The organism is Microbacterium lacus, from assembly GCF_039531105.1.
In the GTDB taxonomy this organism is placed as follows: domain Bacteria; phylum Actinomycetota; class Actinomycetes; order Actinomycetales; family Microbacteriaceae; genus Microbacterium; species Microbacterium lacus.
In genome coordinates this window covers 55,155-71,128 of record NZ_BAAAPK010000001.1, presented here as the reverse complement: position 1 = coordinate 71,128, position 15,974 = coordinate 55,155, and the positions used below count along the sequence as shown (strand labels likewise).

Sequence of the window (15,974 nt, the reverse complement as noted above, 5' to 3'; positions counted from 1 at the left end):
TCAGTCGTATGTATTCCCGCGAGACCTGTGGATGCCGCGACCCGGGTCGCGGCATCCACAGGGTCACCCCCGCAGTGCTTCGCCGAGCTTGACGCGCGCTCCCATCCGCAGAAGCGAGTTCTGGTAGATCTTCGCGCCGACCAGGATCGCCCCGATGCACGTGGCGATGAGGATCGCGAGTGCGATCAGCGGCTCCCACCACTGCGCCTCGCCCAGGAAGAGGCGCATCGGCATCCCGACCGGCGCCGAGAACGGCACGTAGGACATGATCGTGAGCACGACCGGGTTGTCGTTGAAGAAGATCACCAGGAAGTACGGCGCCATGATGAGCAGCGTCAGCGGGAAGGTCGTCGATCCGATGTCCTCCTGGCGCGAGACCATGGCGGCGGCCGCGGCGAAGAGTGCGGCCAGCAGCACGAACCCGAACAGGAAGAACACCGCGAACCACAGGATGGGCGCGCCCAGCAATCCCAGGAGCTCTGTCTGCCCGATGACCGTGAGACCCACGACGGCGATCGCCGCGAGCACGAGGATCTGCGCCATGGCGAGCACCGTGTTGCCGATGACCTTGCCCGCCAGCAGGCTCCGCGCACGGATGGCGGAGATCAGGATCTCGACCACCCGGGTCTGCTTCTCCTCCACGACGCTCTGGGCGATCGTGGACCCGAACAGACTCGCCGCCATCAGGAACACGATGCCGAAGCCGATCGCCACGATGAAGCGCAGGGCCTCGTCGGTCGCGGCGGGCTGCAGGAGCTCGACCTCGGGCACCTCGGCGAACTGCAGGAGCAGCGTCGTCGGCGCGGAGGACTCCGCGAGGATCGTGAATCCGAACGGCTCGGCGTTCGGATCGCCGACGACGGCGGCGTCCACGGTGCCGTCGGAGACGAGCGCCTCCGCCGCTGCACGGTCCGCGACCTCGGTGACCTCGAGCGCGTCGCTCTGCGGAACGAGGGACACCGCATCCGCGGTCACCGCGATGGTGGTGCCGGACTGGTTCTGCGCGGCGAGGCCGCCGAACACGAGACCGGCGAGGGCGAGGACGAACAGGATCGCGGTGGAGATGAGGAACGCCTTGCTGCGCAGCTTCGACGCGATCTCGCGCTCGGCGACGAGCCAGACGGCCGCGGCCTCGCTCGGCGCGGCGGGACGGTCGATCGTGCGGGGGAGGGTGCTCATGAGATGACCTCTCGGAAGATCTGGGCGAGGGTGGGATGCTGCGGGGCGAAGCTGCCGACGTCGCCGCGGGCGACCGCCTCTTTGAGGACCCGCTGAGCGGTCTGATGGGTGTCGACATCGAAGACGGCGTATCCACCGTCGAAGTCGACGATCTCGACGCCGGGCTCGGTCCGCAGCCACCCGGCGTCACCGGTGGAGACGAGTTCGTACCGCTGGGCCGAGTGCTGGCGCCGGAGCGTCTCACGGTCGCCGGAGGCGCGGATCGTGCCGTCGGCGATGATCACGAGGTCATCGCACAGCCGCTCCACGAGGTCGAGCTGGTGGGAGGAGAACAGGACGGCGGTGCCGGCGGCGGCGCGCTCCTGCAGCACGCCCGCCACGACGTCCACCGCGATCGGGTCCAGCCCCGAGAAGGGCTCGTCGAGGATGAGGACTTCGGGGTCGTGCACGAGGGCGGCGGCGATCTGCGCACGCTGCTGATTGCCGAGCGAGAGCGTCTCGACGTTGTCGCCCAGCCGCTCGCCGAGCCCCAGTCGTTCCAGCAGTGACGTGGCGGCATCCGTCGCGGCGCTTCGCGAGTAGCCGTGCAGCCGAGCGAGGTAGACGATCTGGTCGAGGACCTTCATCTTGGGGTACAGGCCCCGCTCCTCCGGCATGTAGCCGAAGCGGCGGCGGTCCTCCGCCCCCAGCGGTCCGCCGCCGAGCGTCACGGTCCCCCCGTCGGCGGCGAGGACGCCGAGCACGATGCGCATCGTGGTGGTCTTGCCCGCACCGTTGCCTCCGACGAAGCCGGTCAGACGCCCGGCGGGGACGTCGAAGCTCACGTCGGAGAGCACCCGGTGCGCGCCGTAGCTCTTGTCGAGATTTCGCAGTTGCAGCATGGCTCCACGCTACGAACCCCGGGGGGCAGGCGGATCCCCCGCGCGGCGGAGACGCGAGGGGGAGATTCAGGCGAGCCCGTGCTGGTGCGCCAGCACCGCGGCGTGCACCCGATCGCGCGCGCCGAGCTTCTGCAGCACGTTCGACACGTGCGTTTTCACGGTCGCCTCGCCGATGTAGAGCTCACGGGCGATCTCGGCGTTGCTGCGCGCCTGGGCGACGAGGCGGAGCACTTCCGCCTCGCGCTCGGTCAGCAGCGCCGCGGCCGGCAAGGCCTCCGCCGGTGGGGCCGGGGCAGCGGATGCCGCGCCGAAGCGCTCGATCACGCGCCGGGTGACCTCGGGGGCGAGCAGCGCGTCGCCGGCCGCCACCACGCGCACGGCCCCGACCAGCTCGTCTGCCCCGGCGTTCTTGAGGAGGAAGCCGCTTGCGCCCGCCTCGAGGGCTTCGAACAGGTACTCGTCGCGGTCGAACGTGGTGATGACGATCACCGCCGCCGCGACCGCCGGATCGGCCACGATGCGGCGAGTGGCCTCGAGCCCGTTCAGGACGGGCATCTGGACGTCCATGCAGATCACGTCCGGGCGCACCGCGGAAGCCGCCGCGATCGCCTGCTGCCCGTCGGCGGCTTCGCCGACCACGGTGATGCCGTCCGCCGCCTCGAGGATCGTGCGGAATCCGGCGCGCATCACGGCGTGATCGTCGACCAGGAGCACGCGGATCATGACACCGCCGCCGCGTCGAAGTGCAGCGGCACGGTCACCCTGACCCGGAAGCCGCCCCGATCGCGCGGCCCGATCTCGATCCGGGCACCCGACGCCGCGGCACGCTCGCGCATGCCGAGCTGGCCGAGTCCCGGTCGGGGCTCCTGTACGGCGCGGCCCGTGTTGACCACTTCGAGCTCGACGTGGCCGTCGTCGGTGTAGCGGAGCCGCACGTCCGCGGTCGTGCCCGGGCCGCCGTGGCGGCGGGCGTTCGTGAGCGCCTCCTGGGCGATCCGATAGAGGTTGACCGCGGTGACCGGAGGCACCGGGACCGGGTCGCCGATGATCGTGAACGTCGTCTCCAGACCTGCGGCGTCGGAGGCGGCCACGAGAGCCGGCAGCGTGTCGAGACCGAGGGTCGAGGCGGGCGCGTCCTCCGCTGCGCCCGGGGTGCGCAGCGTGTCCAGCAGCCGGTGCAGCTCGTCGATCGCCTCCCGGGCGGATGTCTCGATCCCTGCGAGCAGCCTCCTGCTCGCCTCGGGATCGGTCGCGAGCGTCGCGCGCGCGGCCCCTGCCTGCACCCCCATCACCGACACGTGATGGGCGACGACATCGTGCAGCTCGCGGGCGATGCCGACCCGGTCGAGCGCCACAGCCTGCGCGGCGGTGAGCTCGCGCTCGGCCTCGAGCTCGGCGGTGCGCGCCTCCAGGGCGGTGCGCTGGGCGGCCGAGGCCCACGCCCGTTCGCCGAAGTAGTACGCGCCGCCGAAATAGAGGGCGTTGACGAGGATCGTCAGCATCACCTGCGCGACAACGGGTGAGAAGGCTCCGGCGATCACCTCCGCCTCCTCGGCGGAACTGAGTGCGTCGCGGTACATCACGATCACGAGCCAGGCGAACATCCCGATGATGATCGCGATCCGCACGACCGCCGCGCGGCGCCGATCCGTGGACCATGCGCCGACCGTGTACAGCGCGATGAACATCGCGATGTTGCCCACGTACACCTCGGGGATCCGCAGCGTCACCGCCGCGAAGTAGGCCACGGAGATGATGACCGCCACCGTCGCCGGCCAGCGCCGGCGGAAGGCCAGCGGAACGGCGAGGACGATCGCGTAGACCAGCGCGAGCTGCATCGAGCCCTGCTCGTCGCCGTAGATCCCTCCGATCGCGCTCAGCGTCGCGCTGAGGACCGCGCCGACGAGGATGACCAGCGCGAGCACGAGGTCGGCGCGGCGGTCACGGGCGGTCGGGCCGGGGCGGACGGGAGATGCATCGACGACTGCCACCCGTCCACGCTACGGCGGAGGGCGGCGGAGCGGCATCCCCCGCGCGACGGAGACCGGCTCGGCGTGGACGGGCTGATCAGCTTGGACGGGTTACTCTGGCTGGCGGGGAACTTCGCTGCATCGCATGGGGATGCGCGGTGGGGTCGGTATCGGGTGAGTGCGCTTGGGGGCGTGGTGCTTCGCGAAGGTGTGAAGTGGGGGGCGACGTGCGCCGCCGTGACGTTGGTGCTGGTCATCGGCGGCGGAATGTCGAGCGCCTCGGCTGAGGTGCCGTCGCTTGCTTCGGTGGTTCCCGTCGCCGCGCCGAGCCCGACGCCGGAGCCGACATCGACACCTGCCCCGGTGCCGTCGCGGAACAACCTCACCGGCGACCAGATCATCGCGCTCGCTCAGACCTGCGGAGGCCTCACCGCGGCCGACCCGGCTGCACCCGGCCTGCCGCTGCCGGACCTGTCGCAGTGGGCCGCCGACGCGATGACCTATTTCGCCTCTGTGGGGCAGTGCGATCAGCTGCCCGCGATGGTGAGCAGGGATGCCGCGCGCACCGACCCGGAAGGGACGGTGTTCTCGTCGCCGCTGCAGTTCATCGACCCACCGTGCGCCGCGGGCACGGTCGTGTCGTTCTGGGCGCACTACGACGACGATCTGATCTTCGCGAACCCGGCTCTGCAGGAGGCGTTCGACAACGGCCAGTGCCTGCGGACCGTCTTCTTCACCGGATCCGACGCGGGTGACGGGCGGTCGACGTACGCCTCCAACCGCGAGCTCGGCATCCGTCGGGCGTACAACTCCGTCCGCGGGCAGTCCGGCTTGTGGACGGATCAGACCGTGCAGCTGCGCAACGGTGTCACCGTGATCCTGAGCCGGCCCGATGGGGACAGCCGGATCTCGCTGATCTTCCTCGAGCTGCCGGACGGAGGCCTGCCCGGGAGCGGCTACAAGAACACGGGGTGGGAGAGCCTCCCCAAGCTGGTCGAGGGCGACATCGCCGAGATGCACACGCTGGACGGCGAGCACACCGTGACGTTGGATCAGCTTCAGAGCACGGTCCCCGAGCTCGTGAACAGCTACGGTGCGACTGAGGTCATCTCCCACCTTCCGGGGTTCGCCGAGGGTGCCGACGGAGACCACCCGGACCACCGGTCGGTCGGTCGCATCGTCGCGGCGCCCGTGGATGCGGGGCTGATCAACGGTGCGATCGTGCAGTTCGCGCAGGGGTACCCGGTCGCCCGCCGCCCGGTCAACCTCAGCGGGGACGAGCTCGCCCGCAAGCTGAACACGTTCGCGATCTACGCCGCGAACGACCCGGTGATCAAGTGCAAGGACTCCGAGGGGTGCCTGAAGGTCAACAAGTTCGGCGAGTGGCTCAAGCGGCAGTACCTGATCCCCTATGCGGAGGTCGTGCGGGAGGAGTAGGAAAGTCGGTGCAGACAGGGCCCCGCGCACGTCTGAAAAAGGAGGCGACCATGACCGGTCGCATCACGATCGATCTCTTCATCACCCTGGACGGCGTCGCGCAGGCGCCCGGCGGACCGGACGAGGATCCCTCGAACGGATTCCCGTACGGCGGCTGGCAGGCGCCGCTGCCCGACGACGTCATCGGGCGCGAGGTGGCGGCGGGCATCGCGGGCATGGACGCACTCGTGCTCGGGCGCCGGACGTACGACCTGTTCGCCGATTACTGGCCGCAGCACCAGGACAACCCGATCGGCTCCCGACTCGCCGCCGTGCCGAAGTACGTCGCCTCCCGCGGGACGCCAGCGCTCGCATGGAACGGAGCCCGGCTCCTCCAGGGGGATGCCGTCGCGGCTGTCCTGGCGCTGCGCGAGCAGCACGAGGACATCCACGTGATCGGCAGTGTCGATCTCGTGCAGTCGCTGCTCGCCGCCGAGGCCTACGACGAGCTGCGGCTGTGGATGTACCCGATCGTGCTCGGTCAGGGCAAGAAGGTCTTCCCCGAGGGCTCTGTGCCGGCACGCCTTCGGCTCATCGAGCCGCCGATCACCGGCGGAACCGCGGTGCAGCTGCGCTATGCGCCCGCCGGCATCCCGTCGACGGGGACGATGTCGCCGGACTGACCGCTCAGCCGTTCAGCCGAAGATCATCGGCCGATCGTCGTCGTCCTCGTCCGACGTGAAATCGAGGTCGACCACGACCGGCACGTGATCGCTCGGCGCCTCCCCCTTGCGCTCGTCGCGGTGGATCGCGGCGCCCGTCACCGCGTTCGCCAGCGCGTGGGACCCGAGGATGAAGTCGATCCGCATGCCCTCGTTCTTGGGGAAGCGCAGGCGCTTGTAGTCCCAGTACGTGTAGCCGGTCGGCACGAGGGGACGGACGACATCGGTGACCCCCGCGGACTCGAGCGCGGCGAACGCCGCCCGCTCGGGTTCGGACACGTGGGTGGAAAAGCCCGGGACGACGGCGGGGTCGCCGTTGTCGGCATCCGTCGGTGCGATGTTGAAGTCGCCGACGAGGGCGAGCGGCAGATCCGGCGTTCTCTGGAGCTCATCGCCGACGTGCTGCTGCAGGGCGCTGAGCCAGTCGAGCTTGTAGAAGTAGTGCGGGTCCTCCAGAGCGCGCCCGTTGGGGACGTACAGGCTCCAGATGCGGACGCCGCCGATCGTGGCGCCGATCGCGCGGGCTTCCTGCGGGGCATCGTCGCCCACATGGTCTTTCGCGAATCCCGGCATTCCCGGAAAGGCATACGACACGTCGGCGAGGGGTTCGCGACTCGCGATCGCGACGCCGTTCCACTGCGAGAAGCCGTGCGCCTCGACGTGGAAGCCGGCCTCCTCGAACGCGGCGAAGGGGAACTGCTCGGCTTTGCACTTGATCTCCTGCATCGCCAGCACGTCGATGTGCTCGCGCACCGCGAACTCGACGGTGCGCTCGACGCGGGCGCGGATGGAGTTGACGTTCCACGTGGCAAGTCGCATGGGATCAAGCCTAGGGCGCGCCGCCGACGGTTCTGCAGGAAGGGGTTGTCCCCGGCCGGGCCATGTGGGTGAATGGCGGCTAACCCACAGAAAGGGGTCCCCACATGCGCCACAAAGCGCTCGCCGCCACCATCGCGGCCCTTGCCCTGGTCGTCCTGGCCGCCTCACCCGCCTCCGCGATCACCGACGGCTCACCAGACGGTGAAGCCCACCCGTACGTCGGCCTCATGGTCGCGCAGGATGACGCGGGCAACCCGATGTGGCGCTGCAGCGGCACGCTGATCTCGCCGACCGTGTACGTCACCGCCGGTCACTGCACGTTCGGTGCGGATCACGTGGAGATCTGGTTCCAGAGCAACCTCGAGCCGACGCCGGCGACCTACGGCTATCCGTTCACCGGGCAGGTCGGAGGCACGCCGTACACGCACCCGCAGTACGACGACGCGGCGTTCTACCTGTACGACCTGGGCGTCGTCGTCCTCGACGAGCCCGTCCAGATGGCGACCTACGGAGCACTGCCGGGGCTCGACCAGCTCGATCAGTTCGCGAACAAGACGAAGAAGGACGCGACCTTCACCGCGGTCGGGTACGGGCTGCAGAAGAGCTTCCCCGACGCGACCGCGTACAAGAACAGTGCGCTGAAGACCCGCATGGTCTCGACGCCGAAGCTCATCTCGATCAACACCGGCTACACCGGCGACGGGTCGCTCATCCTGTCCAACAACGCCAACACCGGCGGGACGTGCTCGGGCGACTCGGGCGGGCCGAACTTCCTCGGGTCCTCGAACGTGATCGCGGGCGTCACGTCGTTCGGCAAGAACAGCACGTGCGCCGGCACGGGCGGTGTATACCGCATCGACCGGGCGGACGATCTGGCGTTCATCGGCGGCTTCCTCGCCGACCAGTAGGGACGTGAGTGAGGGCGGGTGCCGGGGGAGCGGCATCCGCCCTCAATAGACTCGGGGCATGACCGTCGCCTCCACTGCCGAGCTCGAAGCCGATCGCCAGGCGCTGATCGCCCTGATCAAGGACGAGGCGGTGTTCCACGGCGACTTCACGCTGTCCAGCGGGAAGAAGGCGACGTACTACGTCGACATGCGCAAGCTGACCCTCGACCACCGCGCGGCCCCGGCGATCGGGCGCATCATGCTCGATCTGGTGCGCGAGGTCGACGGGATCGTCGCGGTCGGCGGGCTCACCCTCGGTGCGGATCCGATCGCGAACGCCGTGATGCACGAATCCGCGCGCACGGATCAGCCGCTGGACGCGTTCGTCGTGCGCAAAGAGCCGAAGGACCACGGTCGTGGCCGTCAGGTCGAGGGTGCGGATGTCGCCGGCAAGCGCGTCGTGGTGCTCGAGGACACCTCGACCACGGGTCAGTCGGCACTGAAGGCCGTCGAGGCGCTGCGTCGCGAAGGGGCCGAGCCGGTCGCGGTCGCGGTCATCGTGGATCGCAAGACCGGCGCACAGGCCGCCGTCGAGGCCGAGGGCCTGCGCTGGCTCGCCGCGATCGACCTGGATGATCTGGGTCTGCAGCCCCAGTAGCCCCCGCCGCCGCCTGCTGCGCCTTCTCCCCCGGTCCGCCGAGATGGTGCCTCTTCTGCCGAGATGGTGGGTCCTGCGCCGAGAATGCCCCACCATCTCGAGGGGAAACCCACCATCTCGGCGGAGAACCCACCATCTCGCGGGGGAGGGGGATCGATCGGGGCGGGGGGTCAGTCGCGGTCGCGGTTGCGGAAGAACTGCCACACGAACACGATCAGCGTCCCCAGGACGACGACGCCGGATGCCGCCAGCAGCAGTGTCTGATCGGACGCACTCACAACGGCCTCTTCCCGGCGGCCGCGTCCGCCACGATCTTCGCGATCCGGTTCGCCCGGGTCTCGGGTCGGCGGGCGGCGTCCACGTTGCCGATGCCGAACTTCCGCGCCGACGGGGGAAACGCGTCCCACTTCTCGCGGGCCTCGGGCACGGCGTCCAGCGCGGCGGCGAGGTCATCGGGCTCGCGCAGCGCCTCCGCGTTGTCGAGCACGCTCCACGCGCCGTTGGCCTTGGCCACTTCGACCGCGCGGACGCCGGCCTCGGTCATGAGGCCCTGCTCCTCCAGGATGAGCAGCCGCGCCTTGTTCGTCGCCGCCCAGCCGCTGGAGGGACGCCGCGGCGCGAACCACAGGCCGCTCGTGCGCTCGTCGAACGTGCGCACCGGGCCGTCGATCCAGCCGAAGCACAGCGCCTGCATGATCGCGTCCTCGTACTCGACCACGACGACGTCCGATCCCGGTCGCGCCCGAACGAGCCAGGCTCCGGTCGAGCGGCGATGGTTCTCCTCCAGCCAGGCGCGCCAGGCGGCGGCATCCGCAGCGAGAACCCGCTCGCCGTCGTCGAGTGCCCCCATCAGCGTGCGCCCCTGCTCACAGGATGTCCTGCTCCTCCGCCTCGATCGGGTCGTCCGAGAGTAGATCGGCGACCGAGTCGAGCACCTCGTCGGGGCGGAAGGGGAACCGCTCGATCTCCGCGGTATCGCTGATGCCCGTGAGGACGAGCACGGTGTGCAGGCCCGCCTCGATGCCGGCGACGATGTCGGTGTCCATGCGGTCGCCGATCATCCCGGTGTTCTCGGAGTGCGCGCCGATGCGGTTGAGCGCCGAGCGGAACATCATCGGGTTCGGCTTGCCGACGACGTAGGGCTCCTTGCCGATCGCCTTCGTGATGAGGGCACTGATCGCACCGGTGGCCGGCAGCACGCCGTCCACCGAAGGTCCGGTCGCGTCGGGGTTCGTCGCGATGAACCGCGCCCCCTCGGCGATGAAGCGGATCGCTTTCGTGATCGCCTCGAACGAGTAATTGCGGGTCTCGCCGACCACGACGTAGTCGGGGTCGGTCTCGGTCATGATGAACCCCGCTTCGTGCAGCGCGGTGGTGAGCCCCGCCTCGCCGATCACGAACGCGCTCGCCCCCGGCGCCTGTCCCCGGAGGAAGTCGGCCGTCGCGAGCGCCGAGGTCCAGATCGACTCCTCCGGCACGACGAGCCCGGACGCGCGCAGTCGCGCGGACAGATCACGGGGCGTGAAGATCGAGTTGTTCGTCAGCACGAGGAAGGGTGTTCCGGTGTCGCGCCACTGCTGCAGCAGTTCGGACGCGCCCGGGATCGGGGTGTTCTCATGGACGAGCACGCCGTCCATGTCGGTCAGCCAGCATTCGATGTCGGCGCGGGTCCGCATGGGCACAGCCTATCCGCCGGGCCGACGGCGCGAACTTCTTTCCGAGAGCCGCCGCGACCGGGCGCCGCCCGCGGCCTAGGGTCGAAGCGTGGCGCGTACGCAGCCGTGGGATCCCCGGCATCTTCCCGATCTGACCGGACGCACCTACCTCGTGACCGGGGCGAATGCGGGGCTCGGCTATTTCTCGTGCGAACAGCTCGTGCGCGCCGGCGCCCACGTGTTCATGACGGGCCGCAGCCCCAACCGGCTGATGGCTTCGCGGGCCGCCATCAGACGTCGGGTGCCGGATGCCGAAACCCGGGTCGAGACGATGCTGCTGGACACCAGCAACCTGGGTTCGGTCCGTGCCGCGGCGGCCACGATCGGCGCCCGCGGGGGGCTCGACGGGGTGCTGCTGAACGCCGGGATCGTGCATCCGCCGAAGACGCGCGAAGTGACGGGCGACGGGCACGAGCTCGTATTCGCGACGAACGTCCTCGGCCACTTCGCGCTCGCGGGCGAGCTCCTGCGCCCGCTCGCCCGCGCCGCGGGCCGCATGGTGTGGCTGGGAAGCATGTCGACTTCGCTCTGGAGATACGACCCCGTCGATCCGGAACTGGTCGAGGGCTACACCGGCTGGCGGGCGTACGTGCAGTCGAAGGTCGCGACCACCGCGCTCGGGCTCGAAGCCGACCGTCGGCTGCGCGCGGCGGGCGTTGCGGTCTCGAGCGTGATCGCGCACCCCGGCTACTCGACGAGCGGCCGGACCCCCGGGATCGTCGGGGTGAACAGCCCGTCCCGGCTGACCCGGTTCGCCGACAACCTGCAACTGGGGATCACGCAGTCCAAAGAGCACGGCGCGTGGCCGCTCGTCCGGGCGCTGGTCGATCCGGACATCGAGGGCGGGGAGTTCTGGGGACCGAGGTCCGTCGTGCGCGGTGAGCCCAGGCGGGCGACGGCCTCGAGGATCACGCGCGATCCCGAGATCGCCGCGCGCCTGTGGCAGGTCTGCGAAGACGCCACCGGCGTGCGGTGGGACTTCGCGCGGGCCGCACGGAGCCGAGGGTGATCCTGCTCTGAACGCTCCGCTCAGGCGCTGAGCCAGACGGCGCCGGCCGCGGCGGCGGGCAGCGTCACCGACCTGGCGGGACCCTCGTCCGGGATGAGGCGTAGGGTCGCGGCATCCGTCACCGCCACGTGCGCGCCGACCGCGACACCGGCGGCCTCCAGCGAGCGCAGCAGGTCGGAGTCGCGGTCGCTCACCCTCAGCACCCGCGCGGTGTGCCCCGGGGCGGCGTCGGCGAGCAGGACGAAGGGCTCGCGGTGCACCTGGCCGTCGGCATCCGGAATCGCATCGCCGTGCGGGTCGAAGCGGGGGCGTCCGAGCAGCGCGTCGATGCCCTCGAGCAGGCGGTCGCTCAGCGCATGCTCGAGCACCTCGGCCTCGTCGTGGACTTCGTCCCACGCGTAGCCGAACTCGCGGACGAGCCACGTCTCGATGAGGCGGTGTCGGCGGATCACGGATGCCGCGCGGCGCGCGCCCGCATCGCTCAGCGAGATCGGTCCGTAGGGGCGGTGCGTGACGAGCCCCTGCGCGGCGAGCTTCTGCACCATCTCGGTCACACTCGAAGGGGCCAGCCCCAGTTCGGCGGCGAGCTGGGACGGGGTGATGCGCTCCGGCTGCCACTCGGTGTGGTGGTAGATCGTCTTCAGATAGTCGTCGATCGCGGCGGAGGAGGGCACGCGTTCAGGCTACCGGCGTCGCCCGTCGGGCTGAGAAGTCGCAGCTGTGGTGAAACGCCGGGGAGAAATGGACCCGAAGACGACTGTGGCGGGCGAAAGACCCCGGAATCTCCCCGTGCTTTCACGGGCACGTGATCAGGCGCCGGTGATCACGAGGACCAGGAGCACGCCGTTCAGTGCGATCAGGAACACCGACGCGGCGATGCCGGCGGCGGTGGTGAGTACACGATTGCGGTGAGCGCCGAGCGTGCGGCGCTGCGCGGTGAGGGTGACGAGCGGGATGAGGGCGAACGGGATGCCGAACGACAGCACGACCTGACTGAGGACGAGCGCGAGGGTCGGATCGACGCCGAGTCCGAGGAGTACGAGCGCGGGCACGAGGGTCACCAGCCGGCGGGCGAGGAGCGGGATGCGCACGCGGAGGAGTCCGTGCATGATCTCCGCGCCGGCGTAGGCGCCGACGCTCGTCGACGCGAGACCGCTCGCGAGCAGTCCGACGGCGAAGAGGGTCGCGACGACAGGGCCGATGCCGCTCTGCAGCGCGGCGTACGCGCCCTCGAGCGTGTCCGTGCCGTCGACGCCGGCGAGGTTCGCGGCCGCGAGCAGCAGGATGCAGAGGTTCACGGTGCCGGCGATCAGCATCGCGATGCTGACGTCCCACTTCGTCGCCCGCAGGAGTCGGGTGGTCGAGATGCCGCGGAGCTGCTCGAGCGGCGCCGGGGTGCGTGAGCCCGGGTCGGCCGGCGCGAACCGGTCGCGGGCGAGGGCGCTGTGCGCGTAGATCGCGTGGGGCATGATCGTCGCGCCGAGGATCGAGGCGGCCAGGAGCACCGAGCCGGTGTCCTCGAAGCGCGGGACGAGCCCTCCGACGATCGCGCCCGGTTCGGGCGGAGCGATGAAGACACCGAACGTGAAGCCGATCGCGATGATCGCGACCAGTCCGATCACGACGAACTCGAACGTCTTCGGCCCGCGGCGCGACTGGAGCAGGAGCAGCGCGATCGAGACGGCGCCGGTGATCGCGCCGCCCCAGAGGAGCGGGATGCCGAACAGCAGGTTCAGCGCGACCGCACCGCCGATCACCTCGGCGATGTCGGTGGCCATCGCGACGAGCTCGGCCTGCAGCCAGTACGCGCGCCGGGCCCACGGCCGACGGATGCGCTCGCCGAGCACTTCGGGCAGGCTCCGGCCGGTCACGATGCCGAGCTTCGCGGACAGGTACTGGATGAGCCACGCCATCACGTTTCCGAGGACGACGACCCAGACCAGCAGGTAGCCGTACGCGGCGCCGGCCGTCATGTTGCTCGCGACATTCCCGGGGTCCAGGTACGCGACGCCCGCGACGAGTGCGGGACCGATCAGCCACGCCGCGCGTGCCGTCGTGCGCGGCGGACTCGACGTTTTCGGCACACCGAAACCCTAGCGCCGTTTTCGGCTTGTCGAAATATCTCCCTGTCACAGGTTGGCGATGCCGATCTGCAAAGGCCCTACGAAACCTCAGGCGCCCACGCAGGGAACTGGCGCCGAAGCGCGACGTGGCACCCGATAACCTGACCCGATGAACGCCGAGCCTGTTGCCGAGCCCTCGCACGGCGTCGGGCCGTGGCCCGGCGGACCGGGCGAATGGCCCGACGACCCGCGCCTCGACCCGGACCTGCTCGCGCACGGCGACACCCGCAACGTCGTGGACGCCTACCGCTACTGGCGCATGGACGCGATCGTCGCCGACCTCGACACCCGGCGGCATCCGTTCCACGTCGCGATCGAGAACTGGCAGCACGACATGAACATCGGCTCGATCGTGCGGAGCGCGAACGCGTTCCTCGCCGCCGAGGTGCACATCATCGGCAAGCGCCGCTGGAACCGGCGCGGTGCGATGGTCACCGACCGGTACCAGCACGTCCGCCATCACGAGGACGTCGCGACGTTCACGGCGTGGGCTCGGGATGCCGGCATCCCCGTCGTCGCGGTGGACAACCTTCCGGGCGCCGTGCCCGTCGACCGAGCCGAGCTGCCGGAGCGCTGCGTCCTGCTCTTCGGGCAGGAGGGTCCCGGTCTGTCGGCGGAGGCGCTGGCGGCGGCATCCGGAACCGTCGAGATCACGCAGTACGGCTCGACCCGCTCGATCAACGCGTCGGCGGCTGCGGCCGTCGTGATGTACGAGTGGTGCCGCCGCTGGGCGTGAGTCAGTCCGCGGCGCCCGTCGACGCGACGTAGCGCGCGGGTTCCGGCATCCGGGTGAACAGGCGTCCGGTGATCGAGAACGGGGTGATCCGCACCCAGCGGTACTTGAGCGTGGGGATCCACGGTCGAAGCGGCAGGGCGTCCGCCGCGTCGATGTCGGCCTGGCGGGCGAGGCGCGTCGCCGTGCCCTTCACCACGACACTCGCCGCCTGGTGCTCGTCCCATCGGTCGACTTCGAACGCGACCTCGGCGTTCTCGGCGAGGTCGGTGAGCTTCGATCCCGGCGCGGTGCGGAACAGCAGCCGCGGCCCGTCCACGACATAGTTCACCGGGAAGATGTCCGGTCTGCCTCCGACGGCGACCGCGAGTCGGCCGACCTCTCCGCGGGCGAGCAGATTCCAGCAGGCGTCCTCGTCCAGGTCCCAGACGGCGGGTGCTCCCTCGTTCATGCGGTCAGTCAACCTGCCCGCGCCGTCGGGCACGCAGGCCGAAGGTCCCGCCGTGGACTACGCTCCGGCGGTCATCCAGGCCGCTCCCCGCACGCGCCAGCCGAGGGTCGCGAGGCGAGCGAGCATGTAGACGCCGAAGAAGGCGACCGACAGCCACGCGAGTCCGGCCGCGCCGCCGACGCCGATCGCCGCGAGCACGATGAGCGCCGGGACGAAGGGGACGAGGTTCAGCACGCCGGCGATCGCGAGGTACTTCGCATCACCGGCGCCGATGAGGACGCCGTCGAGCACGAACACGACGCCGCACACGGGCTGGGCGACCGCGAGGATCAGCAGCGCCGGCTGGATCAGGGCCGCGAGGGCGGGATCCCCGGTGAAGAGCAGTCCGATCACGCCGGACAGTGCGGCGATCACGCCGCCGACGATCACCCCGAACCACACGCCCCACGCCACGGTGCGCCGGAGCGTCCGGTGGACCTCGTCGAGCGCTCCCGCCCCGAGGCCCTTGCCGATGAGCGCCTGCGCCGCGATCGCGAGGGCGTCCAGCGCGAACGCCGCCGTGGAGAAGATCGTGAAGGCGACCTGCCAGCCGGCGAGCTCCTCCGTGCCGAGCGCGGTCGCGACGCCGACGGTCGCGAGGAGCGCCGCGCGCAGCGACACCGTGCGCAGGAACAGCCAGCCGCCCGAACGCGCCGACCCGCGCACGCCGTCGCGCTGCGGGCGGATCGAGGCGGAGTGCGTGCGCGCGAGTCGACCGATCACGACGACGTAGGCACCGACCATGCCCCACTGCGCCACGACCGTGCCGAACGCGGACCCGGCGATGCCCCAGCCGAACCCGTAGATGAACAGCCAGTTCAGGAGCGCGTTCGCGCCGAACCCCAGCCCCGCGATCCACAGCGGCGTCACGGTGTCCTGCATCCCGCGCAGGAGCCCGGTCGCGGCGAAGACGATCAACATGGCCGGCAGGCCCCACATCGAGATGCCGAGATACGTCTCGGCATCCCGCGCCACCTCCGGCGTCGCGCCGAAGAGTCCGACCAGGAAGGGCGTCGCGAGGTAGCCGCCGAGGGCGAGGATCGCACCCATCCCGAGGGCGAGCCACATGCCGTCGATCCCGACCGAGACCGCCTTGCTCGGGTCTCCCGCGCCGAAGCGCCGCGCGACGGCCGGGGTCGTCGCGTAGGCCAGGAACACCATGAGCCCGACGATCGTCTGCAGGACCGCGGAGGCGATGCCCAGGCCTGCGAGCGGAGCGACCCCGAGGTGTCCGACGAGGGCGGAGTCGACGATGAGGAACATCGGCTCAGCGATCAGCGACCCGAGCGCCGGCACGGCGAGCCGCAGGATGTCGCGGTTCAGCGTTCGGGAGGAGGTCGGCACCCTTCGACCCTATGAGTCCGCGCCCACA

At 70.4% G+C, this 15,974-nt stretch carries 17 protein-coding genes; 6 read left to right on the top strand and 11 right to left on the bottom strand.

All coding sequences use genetic code 11. The annotated features are described in order from the left end of the window. Window positions 1-63 precede the first annotated feature (63 nt). The 4 genes from ABD197_RS00335 to ABD197_RS00320 form a co-directional block, all read right to left on the bottom strand. The gene (locus tag ABD197_RS00335) at window positions 64-1,179 is read right to left on the bottom strand and encodes an ABC transporter permease (protein WP_344050449.1); all 1,116 of its coding nucleotides are present in this window, start codon (window positions 1,177-1,179) and stop codon (window positions 64-66) included. Continuing rightward, entirely contained in the window at window positions 1,176-2,060 is an 885-nt protein-coding gene (locus ABD197_RS00330; RefSeq protein WP_344050447.1) for an ABC transporter ATP-binding protein, read from the bottom strand. The genes ABD197_RS00335 and ABD197_RS00330 overlap by 4 nt, the downstream gene beginning before the upstream one ends. A 66-nt stretch (window positions 2,061-2,126) precedes the next feature. Further along, the gene (locus ABD197_RS00325; RefSeq protein WP_344050445.1) at window positions 2,127-2,783 is read right to left on the bottom strand and encodes a response regulator; all 657 of its coding nucleotides are present in this window, start codon (window positions 2,781-2,783) and stop codon (window positions 2,127-2,129) included. Next, window positions 2,780-4,051 carry a sensor histidine kinase gene (locus ABD197_RS00320; protein ID WP_344050443.1) on the bottom strand — a complete coding sequence of 424 codons (1,272 nt, stop codon included), beginning with the start codon at window positions 4,049-4,051 and terminating at the stop codon, window positions 2,780-2,782. Before ABD197_RS00320 ends, ABD197_RS00325 begins: the two co-directional genes overlap by 4 nt. Before the next feature lie 216 nt (window positions 4,052-4,267). Here ABD197_RS00320 and ABD197_RS00315 point away from each other — a divergent pair, with 216 nt between their 5' ends. Together ABD197_RS00315 and ABD197_RS00310 are read left to right on the top strand one after the other, a co-directional pair. Beyond that, a complete protein-coding gene (locus tag ABD197_RS00315) occupies window positions 4,268-5,467 on the top strand; it encodes a PIG-L family deacetylase (RefSeq protein ID WP_344050441.1) in 1,200 nt (399 codons plus the stop codon). Between the two features lie 50 nt (window positions 5,468-5,517). Then, window positions 5,518-6,129: a dihydrofolate reductase family protein gene (locus tag ABD197_RS00310; protein ID WP_344050439.1), complete on the top strand. Its 612-nt coding sequence runs from the start codon at window positions 5,518-5,520 to the stop codon at window positions 6,127-6,129. A gap of 12 nt (window positions 6,130-6,141) precedes the next feature. On the opposite strand, the gene ABD197_RS00305 is transcribed toward ABD197_RS00310, so the two are convergent. Continuing rightward, entirely contained in the window at window positions 6,142-6,987 is an 846-nt protein-coding gene (locus tag ABD197_RS00305; protein WP_344050437.1) for an exodeoxyribonuclease III, read from the bottom strand. 104 nt (window positions 6,988-7,091) lie between these two features. On the opposite strand from ABD197_RS00305, the gene ABD197_RS00300 reads away from it, so the two are divergent. Beyond that, window positions 7,092-7,895: a S1 family peptidase gene (locus ABD197_RS00300; protein ID WP_344050435.1), complete on the top strand. Its 804-nt coding sequence runs from the start codon at window positions 7,092-7,094 to the stop codon at window positions 7,893-7,895. Window positions 7,896-7,953: 58 nt separating this feature from the next. Next, complete coding sequence (pyrE, locus tag ABD197_RS00295) at window positions 7,954-8,532, top strand: orotate phosphoribosyltransferase (protein WP_344050433.1); 579 nt, start codon at window positions 7,954-7,956, stop codon at window positions 8,530-8,532. 274 nt (window positions 8,533-8,806) lie between these two features. On the opposite strand, the gene ABD197_RS00290 is transcribed toward pyrE, so the two are convergent. Both ABD197_RS00290 and ABD197_RS00285 read right to left on the bottom strand, forming a co-directional pair. Beyond that, window positions 8,807-9,382 carry a YdeI/OmpD-associated family protein gene (locus ABD197_RS00290; RefSeq protein WP_344050431.1) on the bottom strand — a complete coding sequence of 192 codons (576 nt, stop codon included), beginning with the start codon at window positions 9,380-9,382 and terminating at the stop codon, window positions 8,807-8,809. Between the two features lie 16 nt (window positions 9,383-9,398). Beyond that, complete coding sequence (locus ABD197_RS00285; protein WP_344050429.1) at window positions 9,399-10,208, bottom strand: HAD-IIA family hydrolase; 810 nt, start codon at window positions 10,206-10,208, stop codon at window positions 9,399-9,401. 88 nt (window positions 10,209-10,296) lie between these two features. Here ABD197_RS00285 and ABD197_RS00280 point away from each other — a divergent pair, with 88 nt between their 5' ends. Next, complete coding sequence (locus tag ABD197_RS00280) at window positions 10,297-11,256, top strand: SDR family NAD(P)-dependent oxidoreductase (protein WP_344050427.1); 960 nt, start codon at window positions 10,297-10,299, stop codon at window positions 11,254-11,256. A 20-nt stretch (window positions 11,257-11,276) separates the two neighbouring features. On the opposite strand, the gene ABD197_RS00275 is transcribed toward ABD197_RS00280, so the two are convergent. After that, window positions 11,277-11,930, bottom strand: coding sequence for a metal-dependent transcriptional regulator (locus ABD197_RS00275; protein ID WP_344050425.1), 654 nt, complete (start codon window positions 11,928-11,930; stop codon window positions 11,277-11,279). Between the two features lie 135 nt (window positions 11,931-12,065). Next, complete coding sequence (locus tag ABD197_RS00270; RefSeq protein ID WP_344050423.1) at window positions 12,066-13,340, bottom strand: Nramp family divalent metal transporter; 1,275 nt, start codon at window positions 13,338-13,340, stop codon at window positions 12,066-12,068. Window positions 13,341-13,488: 148 nt separating this feature from the next. Between ABD197_RS00270 and ABD197_RS00265 the strand changes: the two genes are divergently transcribed. Continuing rightward, the gene (locus ABD197_RS00265; RefSeq protein WP_344050421.1) at window positions 13,489-14,115 is read left to right on the top strand and encodes a TrmH family RNA methyltransferase; all 627 of its coding nucleotides are present in this window, start codon (window positions 13,489-13,491) and stop codon (window positions 14,113-14,115) included. A 1-nt stretch (window position 14,116) separates the two neighbouring features. On the opposite strand, the gene ABD197_RS00260 is transcribed toward ABD197_RS00265, so the two are convergent. Both ABD197_RS00260 and ABD197_RS00255 read right to left on the bottom strand, forming a co-directional pair. Further along, a complete protein-coding gene (locus ABD197_RS00260; RefSeq protein ID WP_344050419.1) occupies window positions 14,117-14,563 on the bottom strand; it encodes a pyridoxamine 5'-phosphate oxidase family protein in 447 nt (148 codons plus the stop codon). Window positions 14,564-14,620: 57 nt separating this feature from the next. After that, window positions 14,621-15,946 carry an MATE family efflux transporter gene (locus tag ABD197_RS00255; RefSeq protein WP_344050417.1) on the bottom strand — a complete coding sequence of 442 codons (1,326 nt, stop codon included), beginning with the start codon at window positions 15,944-15,946 and terminating at the stop codon, window positions 14,621-14,623. Between the last annotated feature and the right edge of the window lie 28 nt (window positions 15,947-15,974).

Coding starts and splice junctions, on each gene's coding strand:
- ABD197_RS00335 (WP_344050449.1), bottom strand. CDS start 1,179: ATGAGCACCCTCCCCCGCACGATCGACCGTCCCGCCGCGCCGAGCGAG.
- ABD197_RS00330 (WP_344050447.1), bottom strand. CDS start 2,060: ATGCTGCAACTGCGAAATCTCGACAAGAGCTACGGCGCGCACCGGGTG.
- ABD197_RS00325 (WP_344050445.1), bottom strand. CDS start 2,783: ATGATCCGCGTGCTCCTGGTCGACGATCACGCCGTGATGCGCGCCGGA.
- ABD197_RS00310 (WP_344050439.1), top strand. CDS start 5,518: ATGACCGGTCGCATCACGATCGATCTCTTCATCACCCTGGACGGCGTC.
- ABD197_RS00305 (WP_344050437.1), bottom strand. CDS start 6,987: ATGCGACTTGCCACGTGGAACGTCAACTCCATCCGCGCCCGCGTCGAG.
- ABD197_RS00300 (WP_344050435.1), top strand. CDS start 7,092: ATGCGCCACAAAGCGCTCGCCGCCACCATCGCGGCCCTTGCCCTGGTC.
- pyrE (WP_344050433.1), top strand. CDS start 7,954: ATGACCGTCGCCTCCACTGCCGAGCTCGAAGCCGATCGCCAGGCGCTG.
- ABD197_RS00290 (WP_344050431.1), bottom strand. CDS start 9,382: ATGGGGGCACTCGACGACGGCGAGCGGGTTCTCGCTGCGGATGCCGCC.
- ABD197_RS00285 (WP_344050429.1), bottom strand. CDS start 10,208: ATGCGGACCCGCGCCGACATCGAATGCTGGCTGACCGACATGGACGGC.
- ABD197_RS00265 (WP_344050421.1), top strand. CDS start 13,489: ATGAACGCCGAGCCTGTTGCCGAGCCCTCGCACGGCGTCGGGCCGTGG.
- ABD197_RS00260 (WP_344050419.1), bottom strand. CDS start 14,563: ATGAACGAGGGAGCACCCGCCGTCTGGGACCTGGACGAGGACGCCTGC.